Origin of the sequence: uncultured Maribacter sp. (assembly GCF_947500405.1) — a bacterium.
GTDB lineage: Bacteria > Bacteroidota > Bacteroidia > Flavobacteriales > Flavobacteriaceae > Maribacter_B.
The window spans coordinates 381,527-402,589 of record NZ_CANMRY010000003.1; the positions used below are offsets into that span (position 1 = coordinate 381,527).

18 protein-coding genes are annotated in these 21,063 nt (G+C 32.1%); 12 read left to right on the forward strand and 6 right to left on the reverse strand.

The genetic code is table 11. The annotated features are described in order from the left end of the window. The first annotated feature begins 3 nt into the window (after nt 1-3). The 6 genes from Q0945_RS05995 to Q0945_RS06020 all read left to right on the forward strand — a co-directional run bounded on the left by Q0945_RS05995 (nt 4) and on the right by Q0945_RS06020 (nt 4,228). Nucleotides 4-195, forward strand: coding sequence for a CcoQ/FixQ family Cbb3-type cytochrome c oxidase assembly chaperone (locus tag Q0945_RS05995; RefSeq protein WP_121063262.1), 192 nt, complete (start codon nt 4-6; stop codon nt 193-195). Nucleotides 196-200: 5 nt separating this feature from the next. Further along, a complete protein-coding gene (locus Q0945_RS06000) occupies nt 201-1,094 on the forward strand; it encodes a cbb3-type cytochrome c oxidase N-terminal domain-containing protein (protein WP_299432010.1) in 894 nt (297 codons plus the stop codon). Nucleotides 1,095-1,135: 41 nt separating this feature from the next. Beyond that, nucleotides 1,136-2,551, forward strand: coding sequence for a cytochrome c oxidase accessory protein CcoG (gene ccoG, locus Q0945_RS06005; protein WP_299432013.1), 1,416 nt, complete (start codon nt 1,136-1,138; stop codon nt 2,549-2,551). A 101-nt stretch (nt 2,552-2,652) separates the two neighbouring features. Further along, the gene (locus Q0945_RS06010) at nt 2,653-3,099 is read left to right on the forward strand and encodes a FixH family protein (protein ID WP_299432016.1); all 447 of its coding nucleotides are present in this window, start codon (nt 2,653-2,655) and stop codon (nt 3,097-3,099) included. Between the two features lie 4 nt (nt 3,100-3,103). Continuing rightward, nucleotides 3,104-3,808: a sulfite exporter TauE/SafE family protein gene (locus tag Q0945_RS06015; protein ID WP_299432019.1), complete on the forward strand. Its 705-nt coding sequence runs from the start codon at nt 3,104-3,106 to the stop codon at nt 3,806-3,808. Nucleotides 3,809-3,835: 27 nt separating this feature from the next. Next, a complete protein-coding gene (locus tag Q0945_RS06020) occupies nt 3,836-4,228 on the forward strand; it encodes a group III truncated hemoglobin (RefSeq protein ID WP_299432022.1) in 393 nt (130 codons plus the stop codon). Nucleotides 4,229-4,231: 3 nt separating this feature from the next. Here the strand turns inward: Q0945_RS06020 and Q0945_RS06025 are convergent, their stop codons facing one another. After that, entirely contained in the window at nt 4,232-4,948 is a 717-nt protein-coding gene (locus Q0945_RS06025; RefSeq protein WP_299432025.1) for a hypothetical protein, read from the reverse strand. A 234-nt stretch (nt 4,949-5,182) separates the two neighbouring features. Here Q0945_RS06025 and Q0945_RS06030 point away from each other — a divergent pair, with 234 nt between their 5' ends. Next, nucleotides 5,183-6,973: a hypothetical protein gene (locus tag Q0945_RS06030; RefSeq protein WP_299432028.1), complete on the forward strand. Its 1,791-nt coding sequence runs from the start codon at nt 5,183-5,185 to the stop codon at nt 6,971-6,973. A gap of 76 nt (nt 6,974-7,049) precedes the next feature. Here the strand turns inward: Q0945_RS06030 and Q0945_RS06035 are convergent, their stop codons facing one another. From Q0945_RS06035 to hemN, 3 genes are all read right to left on the reverse strand, one after another. Further along, nucleotides 7,050-7,268, reverse strand: coding sequence for a hypothetical protein (locus Q0945_RS06035; RefSeq protein ID WP_299432031.1), 219 nt, complete (start codon nt 7,266-7,268; stop codon nt 7,050-7,052). Between the two features lie 91 nt (nt 7,269-7,359). Further along, on the reverse strand, nt 7,360-8,181 hold the full coding sequence (locus tag Q0945_RS06040; protein WP_299432034.1) for a universal stress protein: 822 nt from the start codon (nt 8,179-8,181) through the stop codon (nt 7,360-7,362). 11 nt (nt 8,182-8,192) lie between these two features. Further along, on the reverse strand, nt 8,193-9,554 hold the full coding sequence (hemN, locus tag Q0945_RS06045; protein ID WP_299432037.1) for an oxygen-independent coproporphyrinogen III oxidase: 1,362 nt from the start codon (nt 9,552-9,554) through the stop codon (nt 8,193-8,195). A 239-nt stretch (nt 9,555-9,793) separates the two neighbouring features. Between hemN and Q0945_RS06050 the strand changes: the two genes are divergently transcribed. From Q0945_RS06050 to Q0945_RS06065, 4 genes are all read left to right on the forward strand, one after another. After that, nucleotides 9,794-10,684, forward strand: a complete 891-nt coding sequence (locus Q0945_RS06050; protein ID WP_299432040.1) for a sugar phosphate nucleotidyltransferase — start codon at nt 9,794-9,796, stop codon at nt 10,682-10,684. A gap of 3 nt (nt 10,685-10,687) precedes the next feature. Beyond that, on the forward strand, nt 10,688-10,870 hold the full coding sequence (locus tag Q0945_RS06055) for a hypothetical protein (RefSeq protein ID WP_299432043.1): 183 nt from the start codon (nt 10,688-10,690) through the stop codon (nt 10,868-10,870). A 226-nt stretch (nt 10,871-11,096) separates the two neighbouring features. Beyond that, a complete protein-coding gene (locus Q0945_RS06060; RefSeq protein ID WP_299432046.1) occupies nt 11,097-13,304 on the forward strand; it encodes a DNA cytosine methyltransferase in 2,208 nt (735 codons plus the stop codon). After that, a complete protein-coding gene (locus Q0945_RS06065) occupies nt 13,301-14,482 on the forward strand; it encodes an MvaI/BcnI restriction endonuclease family protein (RefSeq protein ID WP_299432049.1) in 1,182 nt (393 codons plus the stop codon). The genes Q0945_RS06060 and Q0945_RS06065 overlap by 4 nt, the downstream gene beginning before the upstream one ends. A gap of 392 nt (nt 14,483-14,874) precedes the next feature. On the opposite strand, the gene Q0945_RS06070 is transcribed toward Q0945_RS06065, so the two are convergent. Both Q0945_RS06070 and Q0945_RS06075 read right to left on the reverse strand, forming a co-directional pair. Next, the gene (locus Q0945_RS06070; protein WP_299432052.1) at nt 14,875-16,317 is read right to left on the reverse strand and encodes a rubredoxin; all 1,443 of its coding nucleotides are present in this window, start codon (nt 16,315-16,317) and stop codon (nt 14,875-14,877) included. Nucleotides 16,318-16,328: 11 nt separating this feature from the next. Then, nucleotides 16,329-19,856: a nitrate reductase gene (locus tag Q0945_RS06075; RefSeq protein ID WP_299432055.1), complete on the reverse strand. Its 3,528-nt coding sequence runs from the start codon at nt 19,854-19,856 to the stop codon at nt 16,329-16,331. A gap of 322 nt (nt 19,857-20,178) precedes the next feature. Between Q0945_RS06075 and Q0945_RS06080 the strand changes: the two genes are divergently transcribed. After that, entirely contained in the window at nt 20,179-20,832 is a 654-nt protein-coding gene (locus tag Q0945_RS06080) for a hypothetical protein (RefSeq protein ID WP_299432058.1), read from the forward strand. Nucleotides 20,833-21,063: the final 231 nt, after the last annotated feature.

Consider the following 21,063-nt stretch of genomic DNA (forward strand, 5'->3'; position numbering starts at 1 on the left):
GCTATGTTCAAATTTGTAAAAGGATATATGGAAACTATAGATGGTGTTGCAACATACCCAATGCTATCCTTACTAATCTTCTTCTTATTTTTTGTTGTTCTTTTTTTATGGGTAATAACCGCATCAAAAGAACATATAAAAGAAGTAAGTAATATTCCATTAGAAAACGATAACCATAACCAATCTAAAGAATAAATACTATGAAAAATATAGCACCTTGGTGGATAAGAGTTCCTGTAATTTTCTTCCTTGTTTTTGGAATAATGGAATATTACATAGATTCTGGAGATAAACCTGCATTTATAGAGTACCCTGTTAGCCTCGTTTTTTTACTATTAGTATTACTTCTTTTAATTGCAATAGAAATAATATTAAAAGCAATAGAAAATGTACTCTACCAAACCCTTTCCGAAGAGGCAAAAAAACGATATACAGAATCCAAAAACCAACAACGAGAATGGGCTTATGGTTCTAAAATATATAAGAAACTTACGGGCAACAAACCAATAGAAAAAGAAGGAGAAATTGTTCTAGACCACAATTATGATGGTATTAGAGAGTTAGACAACACTTTACCACCTTGGTGGGTTTATATGTTCTACGGCACTATAATCTTTGCTGTAGTTTACTTACTTCGCTTTCATGTTTTTAATGATTATGACCAAGATTTAGAATATGAGCAAGAAGTTGCTGCAGCACAAATAGCAATAGAAGAATATAAAAAAACAGCTAAAGATTTAGTGGATGCTAGCACGGTAGAGCTATTAACAGAAGCTACTGATATTAAGGCCGGCCAAGCTATTTTTGCCGCAAACTGTGTTGCTTGCCACATGGCTGATGGCGGCGGTGGTATTGGACCTAACCTAACCGATAAAAACTGGATTCTTGGCGGCGGTATTAAAAATGTATTTAATACCATTTCTGAAGGTGGACGAGACGGAAAAGGAATGGTTGCATGGAAACAAAACTTAAAACCTGCAGAAATTGCACAAGTAGCAAGTTACGTTTTAGTAGAAATTAATGGTAAAGAACCTGCTAACCCTAAAGCTCCTGAAGGGGACATTTGGGAGGCCCCAGATACAACGCAAGAATAACTACCAAACAATTCTAATTTTAACATAAAGAAAGGTTTGTAATGGCGCAAAACGAAAATTTTAGAGACACAATTGGCACCATCAATGAAGAGGGTAAACGTGCTTGGATTTTTCCTAAAAAACCAAGTGGTAAATTCTATGATTATCGCAAATGGGTAAGCTATGGTCTTCTATTATTTTTAGTTGCTTCTCCTTTTATTAAAATAAACGGAAATCAGTTTTTACTATTTAATGTCTTAGAAAGACGTTTTAATATATTCGGATTTCCTTTTTGGCCTCAAGATTTTCATTTGTTTGTAATTTCTATGATTATTGGTGTAATTTTTATTGCCCTTTTTACCGTAGCTTTTGGTCGTATTTTTTGTGGATGGATGTGCCCGCAAACTATTTTTTTAGAAATGGTTTTTAGAAGAATAGAGTTTTGGATTGATGGCGACCGTGGCGCACAAATAAAACTAGAAAGACAGCCTTGGAATGCAGATAAAATAAGAAAACGAGTTCTAAAATGGTTTATATTTTTCATCATTTCTTTTCTTATTGCTAACGTTTTTCTTGCCTATTTAATTGGTAGTGACCGCCTAATACAATATGTAACAGAAAATCCTTTAAACCATATAAGCACCTTAATTTCTTTGTTAATATTTACAGGAGTTTTCTACTTTATTTTTGCGTGGTTTAGAGAGCAAGTTTGCATTATTGCATGCCCATACGGCAGAATGCAAGGTGTACTTTTAGACAATAAATCTATTGTAGTTGCGTATGATCATAAAAGAGGAGAAGGAGAAAACGGAAGAAAAAAGTTTAGGAAAAACGAAGACCGTTATGCGCTTGGTAATGGCGATTGCATAGACTGTTTTCAATGCGTAAATGTTTGCCCAACAGGTATAGATATTAGGAACGGAACACAACTAGAATGTGTAAACTGTACTGCTTGTATAGATGAGTGCGATATTATTATGGAAAAAGTAAATCTTCCAAAAGGGTTAATACGTTATGCAAGTGAAGATAATATAGAGAAAAAAGCAAAATTTAAGTTCACACCAAGGTTAAAAGGATACTCTGCTGTGCTTTTTATTTTAATTGGAATTCTTGCCGGGATGCTTTTTTTAAGAAATGAAGTAGAAGCAAATATTTTACGATTACCTGGCCAATTATACGAGCATAAAGAAGGAAATATTATTAGTAATGTGTACACCTACAAACTAGTAAACAAGACTTCAAAAAATATTGATGATGTAAGCTTTAAACTCTTATCTCATAAAGGTACTATAGAGCTAGTTCGCCATGACGATTTTACGGTGCCTGCACAAGAATTAGCGGAAGGAACTTTATTTATAGAAATAAATAATGCAGCCTTAAATGGCGATAAAGACAAACTAAAAATAGGAATATTTAGTAAAGATAAACTCATTGAAACTACAACGGCTCGTTTTTTAGGGCCTAGAAGTTATAAGTAACAACCTCTAGGTAATCCCATGAGGTAGTTAATGGAAAATTAATTTAATATTTAGAAGCAAGCGTCGAAGTATATAAATAGCAAATAATAAAAAGAAAAAGTATGAAAATTAATTGGGGAACCGGAATTGTTATCGCATTTATTGGCTTTATAGGCTTTATTCTCTTTTTTGTTTTTAAAATGAGTACCGATCATAAAGCTAATCATGATTTAGTAATTGAAGAATATTATAAAGCAGAACTAGGCTATCAAAACGAAATAGATGCTACCATTAATGGAAAAAGTATAAAAATAGAATTTGTAAAAACATCCGAAGGTTTATCTATTAAATTTCCAAAAAATATTGAAGAAGAAAATATTACAGGTAACATATCCTTTTACAGACCATCTAATAAGCACTTGGATTTTGACTTACCATTACGTCTGTCCAATTCACATTTGCTCATACCTGACAAACGCTTGTTAGATGGTCGCTGGGATATTAAAATATTCTGGAATTATAACGAAAAAGACTACTTACATAAAGAAAGTATTACTTATATAAAGTAAAAAAATGATACTATCTGCCTTATTATTGGGACTTATGGGAAGTTTACACTGTGTAGGCATGTGTGGCCCCATTGCATTTATGCTCCCGGTAGATAGAGAAAGTAATCTTAAAAAATTTACACAAATTTTTATTTACCACTTTGGAAGGTTACTAGCCTATAGCATTATGGGGCTTTTATTTGGACTTTTAGGCAAGAGCTTACAGGTATTTGGTTTACAACAAAAACTCTCCATTATTATTGGTATAGTAATGATATTGGTAATTCTTATTCCCTATAAAACGTTTCATAAATACAATTTTTCTAAGCCCATTTACAAAGTAATAAGCAAGGTTAAATCGCAACTAGGAAAAGAATTACAAAAGAAAACTCCAGATACTTTTTTAACCATAGGTTTTTTAAATGGTTTTCTCCCTTGCGGATTGGTATATATGGCATTATTTGGCGCAATTGCTATGGCAAACATTTGGGAAGGCTCTTTATACATGCTCCTTTTTGGTATAGGTACTATTCCTTTAATGACTACTACTATTTATTTTAGCAATTTATTAAAAGGCGTTACTAAACAAAAGGTGCAAAAATTAATTCCAACTTTTGTAATTATAATAGGAGTTCTATTTATTTTAAGAGGACTAGGTTTGGGTATACCTTATATTTCTCCAAAACCAGTTACCGAAATTGTTTCTGCAAAAATAGAATGCCATAATTAACTATCTTACCATTTTAATAGATAAGATATGTCTAAAAAGCAAGATATTCAAGATAGAAGCGATGTAAAATTGCTTGTACATACTTTTTATGATAAAATAAGAGTACATGAAATTTTGGGGCCAATTTTTAACACCATAATTACAGATTGGGATACGCATTTAAATCTATTAACCGATTTTTGGGAAACCCAACTCTTTCTAAAACGTAAATACCATGGAAATCCTGTTAAAGCGCACCAAGAGGTAGATGCTAAAACTAATGTCACTATTACTTCTGAACATTTTGGTTTGTGGTTAAATACCTGGTACGCTACTATAGATGATTTGTTTGATGGAGAAACCGCCTGGATTGCAAAAAATAGAGCGCAAAAAATGTCTACCATGTTGTTCCTGAAAATGTTTGAGAGTAGAGGGAAGTAGATTTCACTTATACTTATTATTTAGTAATCGATGCTCAATAACAGCTAAGTTAATATCTTTCCATTGATTGGAGTTCGTCAAGACAAACTTAACTTTTCCATCTTCTTTATTCGAAATTAATTCAGATAGATAATCTATTTTATTATCATTTAAATAAAAAAACAAAATCATATCACTTGTGAAAATTCCAAAATGATCCTCAGACATACGGAAAGCTGTTAAAATTCCTGAAAAAAGACTTTTAGCTTCTTTATTTTTATAAACTATTAAATGATATTTTGGGTATGATTTTATTAGACTTAAATTCTTCAATAAGTTTTTATGACTACTAAAGAGATTATCATTTAAAAACGAACCAATTTCTGATTCAATTTTAATTGGTAATTTAAAATTTTTAAATGAAGAATTTGAAGTAACTGAAACTCTCCATATAATAGAAAAATAAAATAACTTAAATAATAAAGGGTCTATATCCAAGCAATTTAATATTTCATTAGGGCCAATTTTAATTATTTTAAATTTATCTTTTCTGTTATTGTAATCATTAATTGAAACTAATTTTTTTGCAAAATAAGTTTCCAATATTTCCATTCTCTTTTCACAAACTGTACAAATTAAAAAATCCTGTTTGGGAATATCTTGTATTTTCCTAGTCTTCCCACTTTTATTTACTTGAAATATATTCCCTGGCTTTATATTTTTAAATAAAGGTTTACCCAAAAATTTTGGTATGATATGCGAATTTTTCTTGTCCGCTAGATTTGTTTGACATAAAGGGCAAAGATTCATATTAAATTCAGCTCAACTTCAAAATAAAGATACTTACAATTATTAAATCTCTAACTAATTAAAATAAACATCCCCCAAGAACTGACATATATCATATTCTAAGAGCCAGAATAGTAGAAAATTTGCAGTTGGTTATTTTCATAAAACTGCAAAACAAAAATATTCATGGCAAATACACATTCTTTTCATATTCCTGTAATGGGAATTGGGTTTACTATAGATTCTCCTTTAAAGGTTTCTTACTTAGGAATAGATTCTGTTATCTCTTTAGTAGATGATATTTTATTAGAAAAACTACGCAAAATGTATTGCGAGATTTCTAACTTACCCTATGCGGAAATTACAGATAAAACAAAAGATTTTAGAGCTTTAAGAATAACATCTTACCTAAATCTTATTCAAAATTTAGCCGAAGAAAAGTTCCAAGCACTAAAGGTGGCAACCCAAGAGTCTAGCTCCGAAATAAAAAAATACTTTTCTATTTTACCAGACACTTCCTACTTAAAAAAAGAATTTAATAAACGAACAAAAAACAATTTCAATCTAGAGGAAATTAAAAATTGGTTGAAAGAAAATCTTACTATGGGTAGTATAGATGTTAATATTATGACCAAAGTAGATAAAGACAATTATATAAAAAACAAACAACTCCCAACAGAATATAACGATGCGCATGCTGCACTTAGAGGCTACGCTAACAGTAACGTTAATTCTTCTCTTATTTTATCGGCAGGGATGAATCCTAAATTGTATAGCTATATAGAACAGTTTGATGACTTTTTCCCAGACAAAAACGGAAATATTAAAAAGAAAATTGTTCTTAAGGTAAGTGACTATAGGTCTGCCTTAATACAGGGTAAATTTTTAGCTAAAAAGGGACTTTGGGTTTCTGAATATAGAATAGAATCTGGTTTAAACTGTGGCGGACATGCTTTTGCTACAGACGGCTATTTAATGGGGCCTATTTTAGAGCAATTTAAAAACGAAAAAGATGCTTTATCCGAAAATATTTATGCTATTTTAATTCCCGCTTTAGAAAGAAAAAACAAAACTATACCGCAAAACATACTTCCTATTAAGCTAACTGCACAAGGTGGTGTTGGTACTGCTGAAGAACATAATTTTATTTTAAACCACTACCAAGTAGATTCAGTTGGTTGGGGCTCTCCTTTTTTATTAGTTCCAGAAGCTACAACAGTAGATAAAGCTACGGTAGACAAACTTACAACTGCTAAAGAAAATGATTTATATTTAAGTAACATTTCGCCTTTAGGAATTCCTTTTCACAGTCTAAAAGGCAACACAAAAGATGTAGAAAAAGCCACCAACATACGTAAAGGAAGACCAGGAAGTTCTTGCCCTAAAAAGTTTGTTTCTCTAAATAAAGACTTTAAAGAGTCTGGTTTATGTACGGCATCTAGACAATACCAATATTTAAAAATAAAAGCCTTAGAGAAAGAGGGGGTACCTAAAGAAGCATACGAAAAACAATACGCAAAAATTATAGAAAAATCTTGTACATGTGTTGGTTTAGGAACGTCTGCTTTACTAGCATACGGTTTAAGTACAAAGACCGAAGGAGATGGGGTATCTATATGCCCTGGCCCTAACATGGCCTATTTTTCTAAAATCATGAATCTTAATGAAATTACCGACCATATTTATGGTCGTAAAAATGTAATTAGTAGAAAGGACCGCCCTCATATGTTTATTAAAGAACTAGGTATTTACCTTACCTATTTTAAAGAAAAAATTAATGAGACTAACACCCTAAGTACTCCTAAGCAAATTAAATATTTAATTACATTTAGAAATAACTTATTAGATGGTATAAATTATTATAAATCTCTTTTTAGTGAAGATTTTAATTTTCTAAAAGGGCTTACTAAACAGGAGGCTAAATTAAATGAATTATCTATTATATTAGACGGACATCTAAAACAGGAATGCCTATAAATTATCTTATTATTAAAAATTTTGAGTTATCATTAGCCTCCACCCAATGTTCTATATCCTTTGGAAAACTAAAACTTTACTGTTTCTTTAGACTATAAATTTCATTATTTATATGAAAGGAAATATCTCCTTCTAGAACTACTAATTGAGCATCTGTAGGAGAGCTGTGTTTTGGAAAAACGGCCACTTTTTCCATACTTATACTAAGAATCTCTAAAGTATCGGTTTTTGCTAGTTTACTTATTTGCAAACCATTAAACTTTGTTTCTTTAATACTGTTATTTATTTTGTACATAATTCTATTATTTTAAATTTCACATAAAAAAGGGGAAGGCCAACTACAACCTCCCCCTTCACGTCAACAAAACGTATATAAAAATTAATCCTTACATTTTAAAAGTAACTACAGGCATATCTGCATGGTTTACAATATCTTCTCCTATACTACCCATAAAAAAATGGGATAACCCTTTACGACCATGTGTAGGAATGCCTATAATATCTGCACCACTAGCTTCACTGTAATTTAAAATTCCTTTTTCTACACTATAATCGTTATATATAGTAACCTCAGCTCCTATATTTCCTTCTTGTAAAAAAAGATTAATTTTCTCATAAGCATCTGAAGTACTTAAAAAATTATCTCCAGGTATATTTATATATACCAAATCTAATTTTGCACGTAACATAGCTGCAAAATCTTTTGCCTTTTTAAATGCAGGTAGTTTGTCTACTTCAAAATCAGAAGCAAAAACAAAACGATCTATCTTAAAGTTTATATGCTCTTTTTTAATTACCAAAACAGGAATTTCAGCATTTCTAACCACTTTTTCTGCATTAGAACCTATGAATATTTCTTTTAACCCATCAGTACCATGAGAGCCCATAATTATCATATCTGCATTGTGCTTTTTGGCTACCTCATTAACTTCAGAGAAAACTTTAAAATGTTTAATTATTGGCGTTATTGTACTATCTGCTACATAGTCTTTATTTAAAAAATCTTTGAAACGTTTTTCTGCAAGTTTTAAAAAGAACACCGTTTGTTCTGGATGCATTCCGGCTTCCGAAGAAATTAAAGCAGAGTTAAGTTCTAACATATGCAATGCTAAAATCTCTGAATCGTGTTTTTTTGCGATAGAAACAGCTACTTTTAATGCATTTTCTGACTGTTCTGAAAAATCTATAAGTACTATTATTTTTTTCATGATAGTAGGGTTTAAATTGTCATTGAAAATAATTTTGTTTCTGGTGCTTTTCTATGCAAATGCACATCAAAAGCCATACATATATTTCTAATAAAAGGCTTTCCTTTTTTGGTTACTTCCAATTTGTTATGAGAAATAATCACTAAATTATCTAAGTGCATTTCTTTTAGGTTTTCTAAAACTGTATCTACATCATTAAAACTCATTGTTTCATAGGCCCAAGAAGTTTGGTAAGTACACATAAGGTTTAAAATATGCTTTCTTATTACTTGGTCTTCTTTGGTTAATATATGTCCTCTGTAAATTGGAATTATATTATTATTTACCAAGTGTTTATACTCCTCTATACTTTTTACATTTTGCGCAAAACTATACCAACTATCGCTAATGCTAGATGCCCCTAAACCAACCATAAGTTGCGTTTTAGATGCCGTATACCCCATAAAATTACGATGCAATTTTCCTGATTTCATAGAGGTATATAAACTATCATTAGAAAGTGCAAAATGGTCCATTCCTATTTCTGTATACCCTACTTGTGCTAATAATTTTTTACCCTCTTCATACTGCGCTCTTTTTTCCTCTGCAGATGGTAAATCAGTATCCTTATACCCTCTTTGTCCATTACCCTTTAACCATGGCACATGTGCGTAACTGTAAAATGCTAAACGGTCTGGACGTAACTCTTTAGTTTTTAAAATAGTCTCCTTAACGTGGTCTAAAGTTTGGTGCGGCAGGCCAAAAATAATATCATGTCCAATAGAGGTATACCCTATTTCTCTAGCAATTTCTGTAACACTTTTTACATTTTTAAAAGGCTGTACTCTATGTATTGCTTTTTGTACGGTTTCATTATAATCTTGTACTCCATAACTTACCCTTCTAAAGCCTACATCATATAAAGCTTGTAAATGTTCTCTAGTGGTATTATTTGGGTGTCCTTCAAAACTAAACTCATATCCATCCGCTTTATCAGCTTTTCTAAAAATTCCTCTTATAAGTTTTTCTAAGTTTTCAGGAGCAAAAAACGTTGGCGTTCCACCACCTAAGTGTAATTCTTTTATTTTAGGTTTTTCCGAAAATAATTGGGTGTATAAATCCCATTCTTTTAAAACGGCATCTATATAAGGTTCTTCTACATTGTGTTTTTTTGTTATGCGTTTATGGCATCCACAAAAGGTACACATACTCTCACAAAAAGGTAAGTGTATATATAAGCTAATTCCTTCTTTAGAATTACTTTCTTTAAAACTTTTTACAAGGGTAGTTTCCCATTTTTTTCCAGAAAATGTATCCATATTCCAGTAAGGAACCGTAGGGTAACTAGTATACCTAGGACCCGAAACATTATATTTTTTTATTAAACTGCACATACCTGTTATTTACACTACAAACATAGACATGCATAGTTCTAAAAAATATGATAAATATCATGTAAATAGACTATTATTACAGCTATTTATATTCCTTTACTTTTTTAAATATTTTTTTTGATGATTTTCTTTTATTTACACAAAACAAAATATTAGATTTAACGTTAAATTCTAATGCTAACCAAATTTTGAAATATCTTTATAGTAGTATAAATACTACTTTTTAACATTTTTAAATTATGACATTATTATTAATGGCTGCCGGACGCGGAAGCCGATATGGAAAATTAAAACAGTTTGATGATTTAGGCCCTAATGGAGAGCTCTTAATGGAGTACAGTATTTTTGATGCTATAGAAGCCGGTTTTACGCAAATTGTGGTTATTACCCAAAAAGATAAAGTAGACTTTACACACAACCACTTAGACGAACGTATTCCTGAAGATATAGAGTTAGATGTAATTGCACAAGAAACTTCTGACATTCCTTATGGTGTTGCTTTTATGGAAGATAGAGAAAAACCTTGGGGTACTGCTCATGCCGTATGGTCTGCCCGTAATGTAATTGAAGATGCTTTTGTAGTAATAAATGCTGATGATTATTACGGTAAAGAAGCTTTTGTTAATGCTGCAAAATTCTTAAATAATCCAGATAGCGAAAATAGCTATGGCTTGGTTGGCTATACCTTAAAAGACACCTTATCTACCAACGGTTCTGTTTCTAGAGGAATTTGTAAAACAGATGGTGACAATAATTTAATTGCTATAGACGAACATTTGAAAATTGAAAAGAAAGCCAATGTAATTACCGATATTACTACTGGAGTAAATTTTAATGGAGAGGAATTAGTTAGTCTAAATTTTTGGGTATGCCAACCAGAAATTTTCCAAACTATTGAAGAAGAATTTATTACCTTTTTGGAAGACGATAGATTAGTAAAAAGCAGTGAATTATACCTACCATTAATTATTAAAAAAATAATGGAGTCTGGCGAGGATACTATTAAGACAATCCCTTCTAATGAACAGTGGTTTGGTATTACCTATGCCGCAGATCGTGAAGAAGTGGTAAAAGCTTTAAAAGAAAGAACAGATAATGAACAATACCCTGTTCCTATGTGGCAAGATTAAATTATGCAATCGTATTCTAATACTGCATTACAAAACATAATATCTAACTTTATAGACGATGCTAGAAAGTATCATTTTACTCCTATTACAAACGGATTAATTAATACTACTTTCTCAGGATCTAAGAAGAATACCCCAAAATACATTTTACAGCATATAAATTCTACTATTTTTTTTATACAGTAAACACTAATGCAAAACATAACCAATGTTATTACCTCCTTACAGGAAGTTATCTGCAATCGAAAACCGGCCGCACAACCAAGCACATTTTATTTTGCTCTTTCCTCACAAAATAAAAAGAGATTGCCTTTTCCCAACTCTTAATCTGAATAAAAAACAAAATTAAGTTAGGAATTATAAAATATGTCCGTAAATTTGTCCGTGTACGTAAAAACGTCCGTGAATAATTATGGCAACAATTAATTTTTATTTAGACAAACCAGACAAAAAAGGGTTTGCACCAATTCACCTACGAATAAACTGTAACGGAAGTCAAGTTAAGGTTTCTACGGGACAGAAAATAGAACCGAAAAAGTTCAACAAATCCAAACAGAAAGCTATTGGATTAAGTGTAGAATCTCACGAAATCAACCATTATTTGGATTTTCTAAGAGAACGAGCGGATGAACTTCTGCACCATTCTAACAAAAAAACCTTTGTTCAGGATGAAGTCAAAAGCGTATTAAACGAACACATCGAAAACTATAAAGAGAATAGCAATGTAAATATTGTAAAAGAACAGTTAGCTCTTTATGGAAAACCCTTCACTTTTGTAGACTTATTTGCAGGAGCAGGTGGTTTTAGTGAGGGATTTTTGCAAGCTGAGCACAACAACAAATTCTTTGATTTCGTAGTTGCCAATGATATCAATGAAAATTGCGAATTAACTCACGTTGTTCGTTACAACCACCAATTAGGCTTAGATGCAGAATTTCTTAAACAAGATATTACTGAGCCAGACTTTTTAGACAACTTATTAGAAAAAATAAATGAACGAAAAATAGATGTTGTTTGTGGCGGACCACCTTGTCAAAGTTTCAGTCTTGCAGGGAAAAGAAAAAAATTCGATAAAAAGGATGATTTATTCTCTCATTATCTAGAAGTAATAAAGGTTTTACAACCAAAATACTTCGTTATGGAAAATGTCAAAGGGGTTTTGACAAAAGAAAAAGGTAAAATAAAAGAACTAATCATCAAAGAGATTAACTCGATTGTCGACACAAAAGAAATTCCATTACTAATCTCATTCATTAAAAAAATAAGAAAAGAATCAAATTCATTCCTTTTTGATAGTATTATAAAGCGTGTAGAACTAGAGAAACTACTAGAAAAAGATAAAGAAATTGGAAAAGCTGATTTCATCACTTTTGTGGAAAATAGATTTAGAAAATTAACGCCAAAAATAGCTGATTACAAAACAAGTAAAACGGACGAGAATATCAACACAATTCGCCACGGTTTTAACCTTTTAGCTAGAACAAAAGAATGGGAGAAACTAAAACGTGATATTATAAAGGAAAAAGATTTCTGCAATATAGATAGCGACAATTTCGCAAATGCGTTCACAGATTTCCTTACAGAAATTAGTTCTGAAAATGTGATTTCAAAAATTGAAGACGCTTTCAAAATTTTAAAAGTACCAAGTGCATATAAAAAAGATTGCGAAGACATTATTACATCTTTAAAAATCTACACAACGTCTTTTGATGAATCCATTGAAATATTAAAATCGCATTGTAATACAAAACAAATCAAAGAGTTAGAAACGATTCTTAAAAACATTAGGCTTTATAAAATAGAACAGCCATTTGTTGCTAACGCATCAAATTATGGTGTTCCACAAAATAGAGAAAGAGTACTTTTTATTGGTTGCCGCAAAGACCAAAAGTATATTTCTGAAATTCCGGCAACAGTTTCAGAAGAAGAAAAAGTCACCATTTTTGAGGCTTTGTATGACTTGGATTTCATAGGTAATAATCAAGAAGCTCACCGCTACGAAATGGTTGACATTTCAGCTCAATACAATGGAACAGCCAAAAAAATGGCTAAACTTTTAAAGAAACGTAGAATTGATGGAAAACCAATTTCAAAAGGTGGAAAATCATTTGCTGAGTGGTCAAAAAAAGGTCGATTGATTGAACGTTTCAAACCACAAACTAAGCCGTTTTATGTTAGAAATAGTGAAGCACTTGAAAATGGAGAAAAGTATTTTGACATACTAAACAATCACAAAACGAGTAATCAAAACGAAACCGTTATTGAAAGACTTGGTGTCATTTTAAAAAATGGAAACTACAGAAAAGCTCAACCTGAACTTGAAAAGTTAAATCTTTCTACAAATAAGAGAAATTACAATGTTTTAAAACCAGACGAACAAAGCTCTACCATAATGACTATTGCTGACGATTATATTCACTATAATTCGCCAAGGTCTTTAACAGTAAGAGAAATGGCACGTTTACAATCCTTTGATGACTCTTTTGTATTTCAAGGAAAACGCTCAACAGGTGGAAATAACAGAAAAACAGAAGTGCCACAATACACTTTAGTGGGCAATGCTGTTCCACCATTATTAGCGAGAGCAGTAGCAAGTGAAATTTTAAAACATATAAAGTGAGAAAACTTACAACCGTAGAACAAGACAAAATAAAATTACTGACCAAAAACCAAGTTTCTCTCACTTTAATTGAACCAACCGAAACAGGATTAAAAAAATCCATAATGGATGCGACTGGTTCTGTCCGTAATTATTTAAAAAGTGAGAATATACACGACTACGAATTACAAAGTCAAGGAACGGAGAGTAAAGTAATGATTCCAGCAATTATTCATACTGGTTATAAGACTATAGAATCGAAAGCATCTTTATATCGTCCTTCAACAAAAAAGGGAGACCCAAGGATTTGGTTTTATAGTCTAATAAAGGTTGCTGACCCAAACGATATTATTGGAATAACTTACTTTAATAACCGATTTCAAGTTTTCAACTTAACAAAATTAGATATCAGAGAATTGATTAATTCTTCAATTCTGAATCCATTTCAAGAGTTAATTAATGCAATTAACACAACTGAGAACGAAGTCGCTTTTGAGCTTTTGGCTATGTTAAGAAAAATAGCAAATGCTGGCCCAATTCCTTCAATGGTTGACGCTGACACTTCGGTTGGAAGAACACTTGAAACAGCACTCGGAATTGACATTAATTCCTCCAAACAACCAGATTACAAAGGAATTGAGCTTAAATCATTTAGAAACAGTAGAACAAATCGAAAAAATCTATTTGCACAAGTTCCAGATTGGAAATTGAGTAAATTTAAAAGTTCGGCAGAAATTCTTGATAACTTCGGCTATGAACGAGAAGAGGATTTTAAGCTGTATTGCACAGTTTCGGCAATTACGAGAAACTCGCAAGGATTGAATTTAAGAATCGATAGTGACATTAAACAACTGATTGAAAACTCTGACAAACCAGAGGTTGGCGATTTTGTGGTTTGGACGTTAGACAAACTTCATAGTCGACTAAAGTCAAAACATAAAGAAACCTTTTGGGTAGAAGCCGAAAGTACCAGAATAAATGACCGTGAGCATTTTCAATATAAGCTGGTAGAACATACTAAAAAGCCAATCTCTTCCCAATTTGATTTGTTAATTGAGCAAGGAATTATAACACTTGACCATTTAATTAAACGAAATTTAAAAGGGAAAGTTGTAGAAAAAGGTCCTTTATTTAAAATTAAACCGAAAGGAATTGAATTACTGTTTCCGCCAAGTGAAAGGTATGATTTAATGACATAGCAGAATTGCCAACGCTGAAAACCATACACATTTCCAGTCGCACTATCCAAGTTAAACCAAAACTGTAAAAGAGTATGTCTTTGCCAACACTAGTAAGTTTGCGGAAAAACGCCAACCAGGTAACAATATGTATAAAACATAGCTTGTAAAGGCTTTACCAAAGGTTTTACTTATTTATTAAGTCCGCCAAATTTTTAGTTTGGTTTTATTTAGAAAAAAATAAACATAAAAATTAAAATTTCGGCTCTGTGTTAATCCGAAAAGTTAGTGTCTTTTTACACACTACGTTTCATACACTAGACCGATAATTATACTACAATTGAGTTTTAAAAACAAGAGACAACAATAGCTACTTATCTACCTTAAACGGTGATTGGTAAGTAATAACCCTTCTACTTAGTTCCTAAAACTAAATGTGTTTCTTTAAAACTACTTTTTGGAGCCTCGCAAACAGGACAAGAATAATTCTCTGGCAACTCTTCAAAAGAAGTACCTGCTTTTACATTTCTTTTAAAATCTCCATAAAAAGGGTCATAAATAGTAAAACAAGAATTACATTGGTAAACTTCTGATGGTTCTTCTGGGTTGGTCTTAATTTTCTTTTTAGTTGGTACCGATACACTTCCTAATTGTCCAAAATATTTTTTACTAAGTTCCATTAACAAGCCAGGTAATTCTATTTTATCTACATCTTGGGCATACATTTGATACACTTGTGTATTAGGGTCAAAGTTTTTAAAATGCAGCACATTATACGTTGGCCTTACTTCATAGTCTTTTACAATAGTTGGCGGTGTGTTTTTTTCTATTAAAACCGATGCAAAATGCGTTCTTTTACCAGGAGAATTACTAATGCCAAAGGTAAGTCCGTAGGTACTAATATCATTTTGATCAAAACTACGAACTAGGAATTTTTTAAGCTCTAAGGCTTCTTTATCGTCTACAGGTAAATGCCAATTCATTTCTAATTGGGAATGACGAATATTAATTCCCCATTGTCCTAAAAAGCGCTCTAATTGTGGTCTACTTTCTGTTTTTATTCCTTTTACAATAAAAGATTTCCATGGGGTAATACATATTTTACCAATACTATTATCCAAGCAAAAATCACAAAAATGCTTTAAAAAATCTAAATCATATTTATTATTGCGCCAGTATAAACCTAGCCAATACTCATCTAGACCCATACGGTTCATACCTTCATAATACGGAAAAGTTAAATACGGAATTTGTAGTTCCTTTTCCATAATCTTATTATTGGTATCTAGCTTTTTATTTAGGAGAAAAAAGATATCGTCTATAGATGCTACCTCCTCATAAATCTCCTCTATAGCACTAGATATTTTAGTAATATCCCAGCTATAGACTAACACAGGATAATAAGCACCCTCTTCCCATTCTGGCAATTTTATATATAAATACCAATAATCTTCATTTTCTGATGCTATAAAGTTTAGGTTTCCGCTAAAAATTGGCACCAGTCTTTGCTTTGGGTCTGTAATATTAATTTTAAGAAGTGGTTGGTAATTAAAACCTTCTAAAATATAGAGATAGGTAGAACCTTTTAACCAATGCGTCATATTAAAAATATCGGCAGAAACGTAGGAACATACTATATTTTGATAGCTTCTTTCCGATTCTATATCCGTATTAAACTGTGACAGACTTTCTAATCGTTTTTCACTTACATCTTTAAGCGGAAAAAGTAAATCTTGGCGAGAACCAAAATACACTTCTTTTAACCCAGCAGCTTCTAACATAGTAATACTATCTTTTAATTCTCCTGGAGAAGTAATTCCGCCTTTTATTAAAATTCTATGCAAATCATCATTCATACCACTTCTTTTTAAACTGTTGCTAATTGGGAATTTAAAATATCTTTAATCTCTGGTTTACAACTACCACAACCTAATCCGCCACCTGTTTCGGAACATAATTTAGAAAACTCTGTACATCCATTTTGTATAGCTTCTACAATATTGCCTTCGCCTACTTGGCTACAAGAACAAACCAATTTCCCTTTTAAAGGAACTGTATTTGTAGCACCACGGAGAAGTTCGTTCCTTTTTTCTGATAATTCTATTTCCTCTTCTATAAGTCTTTTAAATTCTGCAAACTCATTTTTATCCCCCATTAAAATAGCGCCTTTTAACATGTCGTCTTTTACAATACATTTTTTATAAAAACGCTTACTCACATCCATTAAAATAATTTCTTCATAGCTAGGATCGTTTGCAGGAGCATAAGCCATACCAATACTACAAAGGTCTAGATTCTCGAACTTTAAAATATTCATTAATACAGAACCAGAATACATACTACCATAATCTCCTAAAATATAGTTTGCAGCTATATCTGCTTGTTGTTCTGCTGCGGACGTTATTCCAAAGAGCGAGCTATTAAATTCTGCAATTTCTCCTAAAGCAAAAATAGAAGGCTCACTAGTTTCTAAATAAGAATTTACCACTACGCCCCTTCTTGTTTTTAAGTTACTTTGCTTTGCAAGTTCTATATTTGGTCTGGTACCAATAGCGTATACAATGGCGTTACATTTAATAGTTCGGCCAGTTTTTAGATTTACTAAAAGAGAATGCTTGCTATCTTTTTCTTGAAAAACGGTACTTACCTCATTATCAAAATAAATTTCAATACCACGCTCTCTAACGTCTTCTGCTAATAACCTACTTGCAATACGATCTAATTGGCGTTCCATTAAACGAGGGGCACGTTGTACAATACTAATGTTTACTTTATTTTTTTTAAGAGCGGCAGCAAGTTCTAATCCTAACAAACCACCTCCAACAATTACTACATGCTGCTCTTCTGAAGGCAAGCCAGTTTCTCCTAAATATTTTTTAAGCTTATCTGCGTCGCCACGCTCTCGCATAGTAAAACGCCCAGGTAATTGTATTTGCACATCTGCAGGAACAAAAGCTCTACTTCCTGTAGCCATAATAAGTAAATCATAAGAATGAGTATTGCCTTTTTCGTCTACTACAGTTTTTTGTTCTGCATTAATTTTTGCTATTCCGTTTCCAGGATGTAAATCTACCTCTAGTTTTTCTAACTCTCCTTTTTTAAGTTTTTCTAACGCTTCCCAAGAAAGTTCATCACTTACATATTCTGGTAAAAGTACCCGATTATAAAAAGGGTCTTTTTCTTTAGAAAAAACATGAATTTCATCTACCTCATTCTTTTCTCTATACGATTGTATAAAGCGGTAGGCTGCTGCTCCCGCTCCAATTACAATAATTTTTTGTTCTTTTTTAGTAAACTTTTCTACCTGTACCGCACAATACTTAAAATCTGGTTCTTTAGAAATTGGATCTACCAACTCACTAGTAAGGTTATTAGCCCTACCAAAATCGTTATTTAATATTTTTCCCCAGTGCATTGGTAAAAACACAACACTCTCTCTAATATCATAATTAATCTGAACTTTAACTTGTACCTCTCCCCTACGGCTTTTTACTACTGCAATATCGCCTTCTTTTAGTTGGCGCAAATAAGCATCTACCTTATTCATTTCTAAATAGGGTTGTGGTATATGAGTAAGCAACCTATTTACTTTTCCTGTTTTAGTTCTTGTATGCCATTGGTCCCGAACTCTTCCTGTATTTAAGATTAAAGGAAACTCAGTATTTGTTTCTTCGGATTTATTATAGATATTTTTTGGAGCATTAAAATGCGCCTTATTGTCTCCTGTATAAAACTTCTTATCTTCAAAAAGTCTTGGCGTTCCTGGGTGTGTACGGTGTGGTACTGGCCATTGGAAACTACCTTCTTCCTTTAATCTATCATAAGAAAGACCAGAAATATCAATTTTTGTGCCTTTGGTAAGTAAGCAATGTTCATCATACACCTCACTAGCAGATTCATAATCAAAACCTTTAAAATCCATTGCCTGTGCAAATTTCCAAAGAATTTCTGCATCTGGTAATGCTTCTCCTGGAGCGTCTATAACCTTAGGCAAATAACTAATTCTACGTTCCGAGTTGGTCATGGTACCCTCTTTCTCTAACCAACCAGCGGCTGGTAAAAGTAAATCTGCATATTTAGAAGTTTCAGAATTATGAGATATATCTTGTACCACAACAAAACTTGCATTTTTAAGGGCTCGCTCTATTTTTTTGGCATTTGGCATAGATACTACTGGGTTGGTACAAATTACCCATATTGCTTTTAAATCTCCTTTATCTAGAGCATCAAACATTTCGGTAGCAGTATAACCTGCTGCTGCTTGTATTTCTTTTCCACCCCAAAAATCGGATACTTCTTTTCGGTGCTCCGGGTTTTCTAAATCTTTATGCGCAGCCAATAAACTTGCCATACCACCAACTTCACGACCACCCATAGCATTTGGTTGCCCTGTAAGTGAAAATGGCCCAGAACCGGGTTTTCCTATTTGTCCTGTTAGTAGAGAAAGATTAAATAAAGACACATTCTTATCTACTCCAATAATACTTTGGTTAAGCCCCATAGTCCACATACTAATAAACCCAGAAGCATCGCCAATATATTTGGCAGCTCTACGAATATCTTCTGCAGGAATACCACATTTTTCTGCTGCTTGGCGCACCGATAATTGATAGGCACTTTCTTTACAAGCTTCAAAATTTACGGTATGTTGCTTTATAAATTTCTTATCTATTTTTTTCTTGTCTATTAAACAACGAGCAATAGCATTAAAAAGAATAACATCGGTACCAGGGAGAATTTGCAAATGCAAATCTGCCGAGGCACATGTTTGCGTTTTTCTAGGATCTACTACTATTATTTTAATATCTGGATTCTCTTCCTTATGTTTCTCTATACGCCTAAAAAGAATTGGATGACACCATGCTGGGTTTGCCCCCGCTATTAAAAAACAATCTGCCAATTCTATATCTGCATAGGCAATAGGAACCGAGTCTTCTCCTACTGTTTTTTTATAGCCTACAACCGCAGAACTCATGCATAAACGCGAGTTGGTATCTATATTATTAGTACCTATAAAACCTTTGGTAAGTTTATTTACCAAATAATATTCTTCTGTTAAACATTGCCCAGACACATAAAACCCTACACTATTTGGGCCATGCTTATCTATAATACTTTTAAAAACACCAGCCGCACGCTTAAAAGCAGTATCCCAAGACACTCTTTGCATTGGGTGGTTACGGCTATAACGCATTTCTGGATACAAAATACGGTCTGTAGTATCTTGTGCTACGTAATTAAGATTCATACCCTTGGAACATAACATTCCTTTATTCACAGGATAATCTTGGTCTCCTGTTACTGTAATGGTTCCTTTGTTATCTACCGATACGTCTATCCCGCAGCCTACACCGCAATAGCTACATATAGTTTTATGAATCTTATTTTCTTGCATTGTCTTTGTATTATGGGACACTTATATTCTATGCATGCAAGATATAAAATTACGTATAAATACGTAGTAAATATATCATAATTGTTTAGGGCTTAAAAAACAGAATTCTCAAAAAACAATAGTTCTTAACAAGAAATATGTATAACAAATCTATACAATTACGTAGGCTATACATTGATACTAAAATCCTAGTTCATATTTTTAATTTCTAAATAATTGCTTTTAAATTCACCTTATTTTAGCGTAGGAAAAATTATAATCTACCTAAAAAAATATCTTAAAAATTAGAATTATTTCGTATAATAATTGTTGATACTCTGAAATGCTTAAAATTTTCTTGTATTGCCTTTTCGTATTCCCTGTTTTGGTTTTTAACCAATTTTCCACTCCAAAAGTATTTGGTGAAATTGGCGGCTTCTATGAAGAACAATTTGAACCTAGTCCAAACGTATATTTAAAATTGTCTGCTGGGGCTGAATTGTTTTCCTATAAATTCTTAGCTCCTGAAATTGATATTTCATATTATAAAGGTAATGATGAAGATGAAAATTCAGATTTTGACAACCTTGGAATGGTAAACTACAAATCTTTTTTAAAACGGGATGCCAGTACCGTTATTTGGGGTTTTGCCCCTAAATTATTCTATGGTGATGAAGAATATCGTTTGGTACTAATACCTAAATATAGTTTCGGAACTATTCATGCAACTGGAAATTTAATAGATTCTAATTCTCTTGAAATTGAAAAAAAATCGAAAGCAGATATTCATTTTTGGTCTTTTGCATTTGGGATTGAAGGCTACGGATGGTCAGACAATACCATATGTGGCCTTTATCTAATTTACACAGGATTTAACGCAGGGAAAGCACTAAATAAACTAGATTTTACAGCAGAAGATTTTTCTAACGAAAATTATAATACCAAAGCAATTGGTTTAAGTTTTAGAATTGCTTACAATTTTAAGAAGAATAAATAATGGTGTTTATATCATGGGGTCGGAGGAAAAAAGAAAGAAGGTTTAAAAGTGCTTATTGGTGAGTGATATTTGAGATATTGGTTCTAACTACACAAAAATGCTACAGCTGCATAGTACTAAAAACGCTTTAGATTTCTCAATGCTCCCTATGGAATTAAAAGCAAGTTGAAGATGTAACGCAACTTTTTATCTCCAAATTATACTAGTAAAATTAATGATATTATCAAGGTC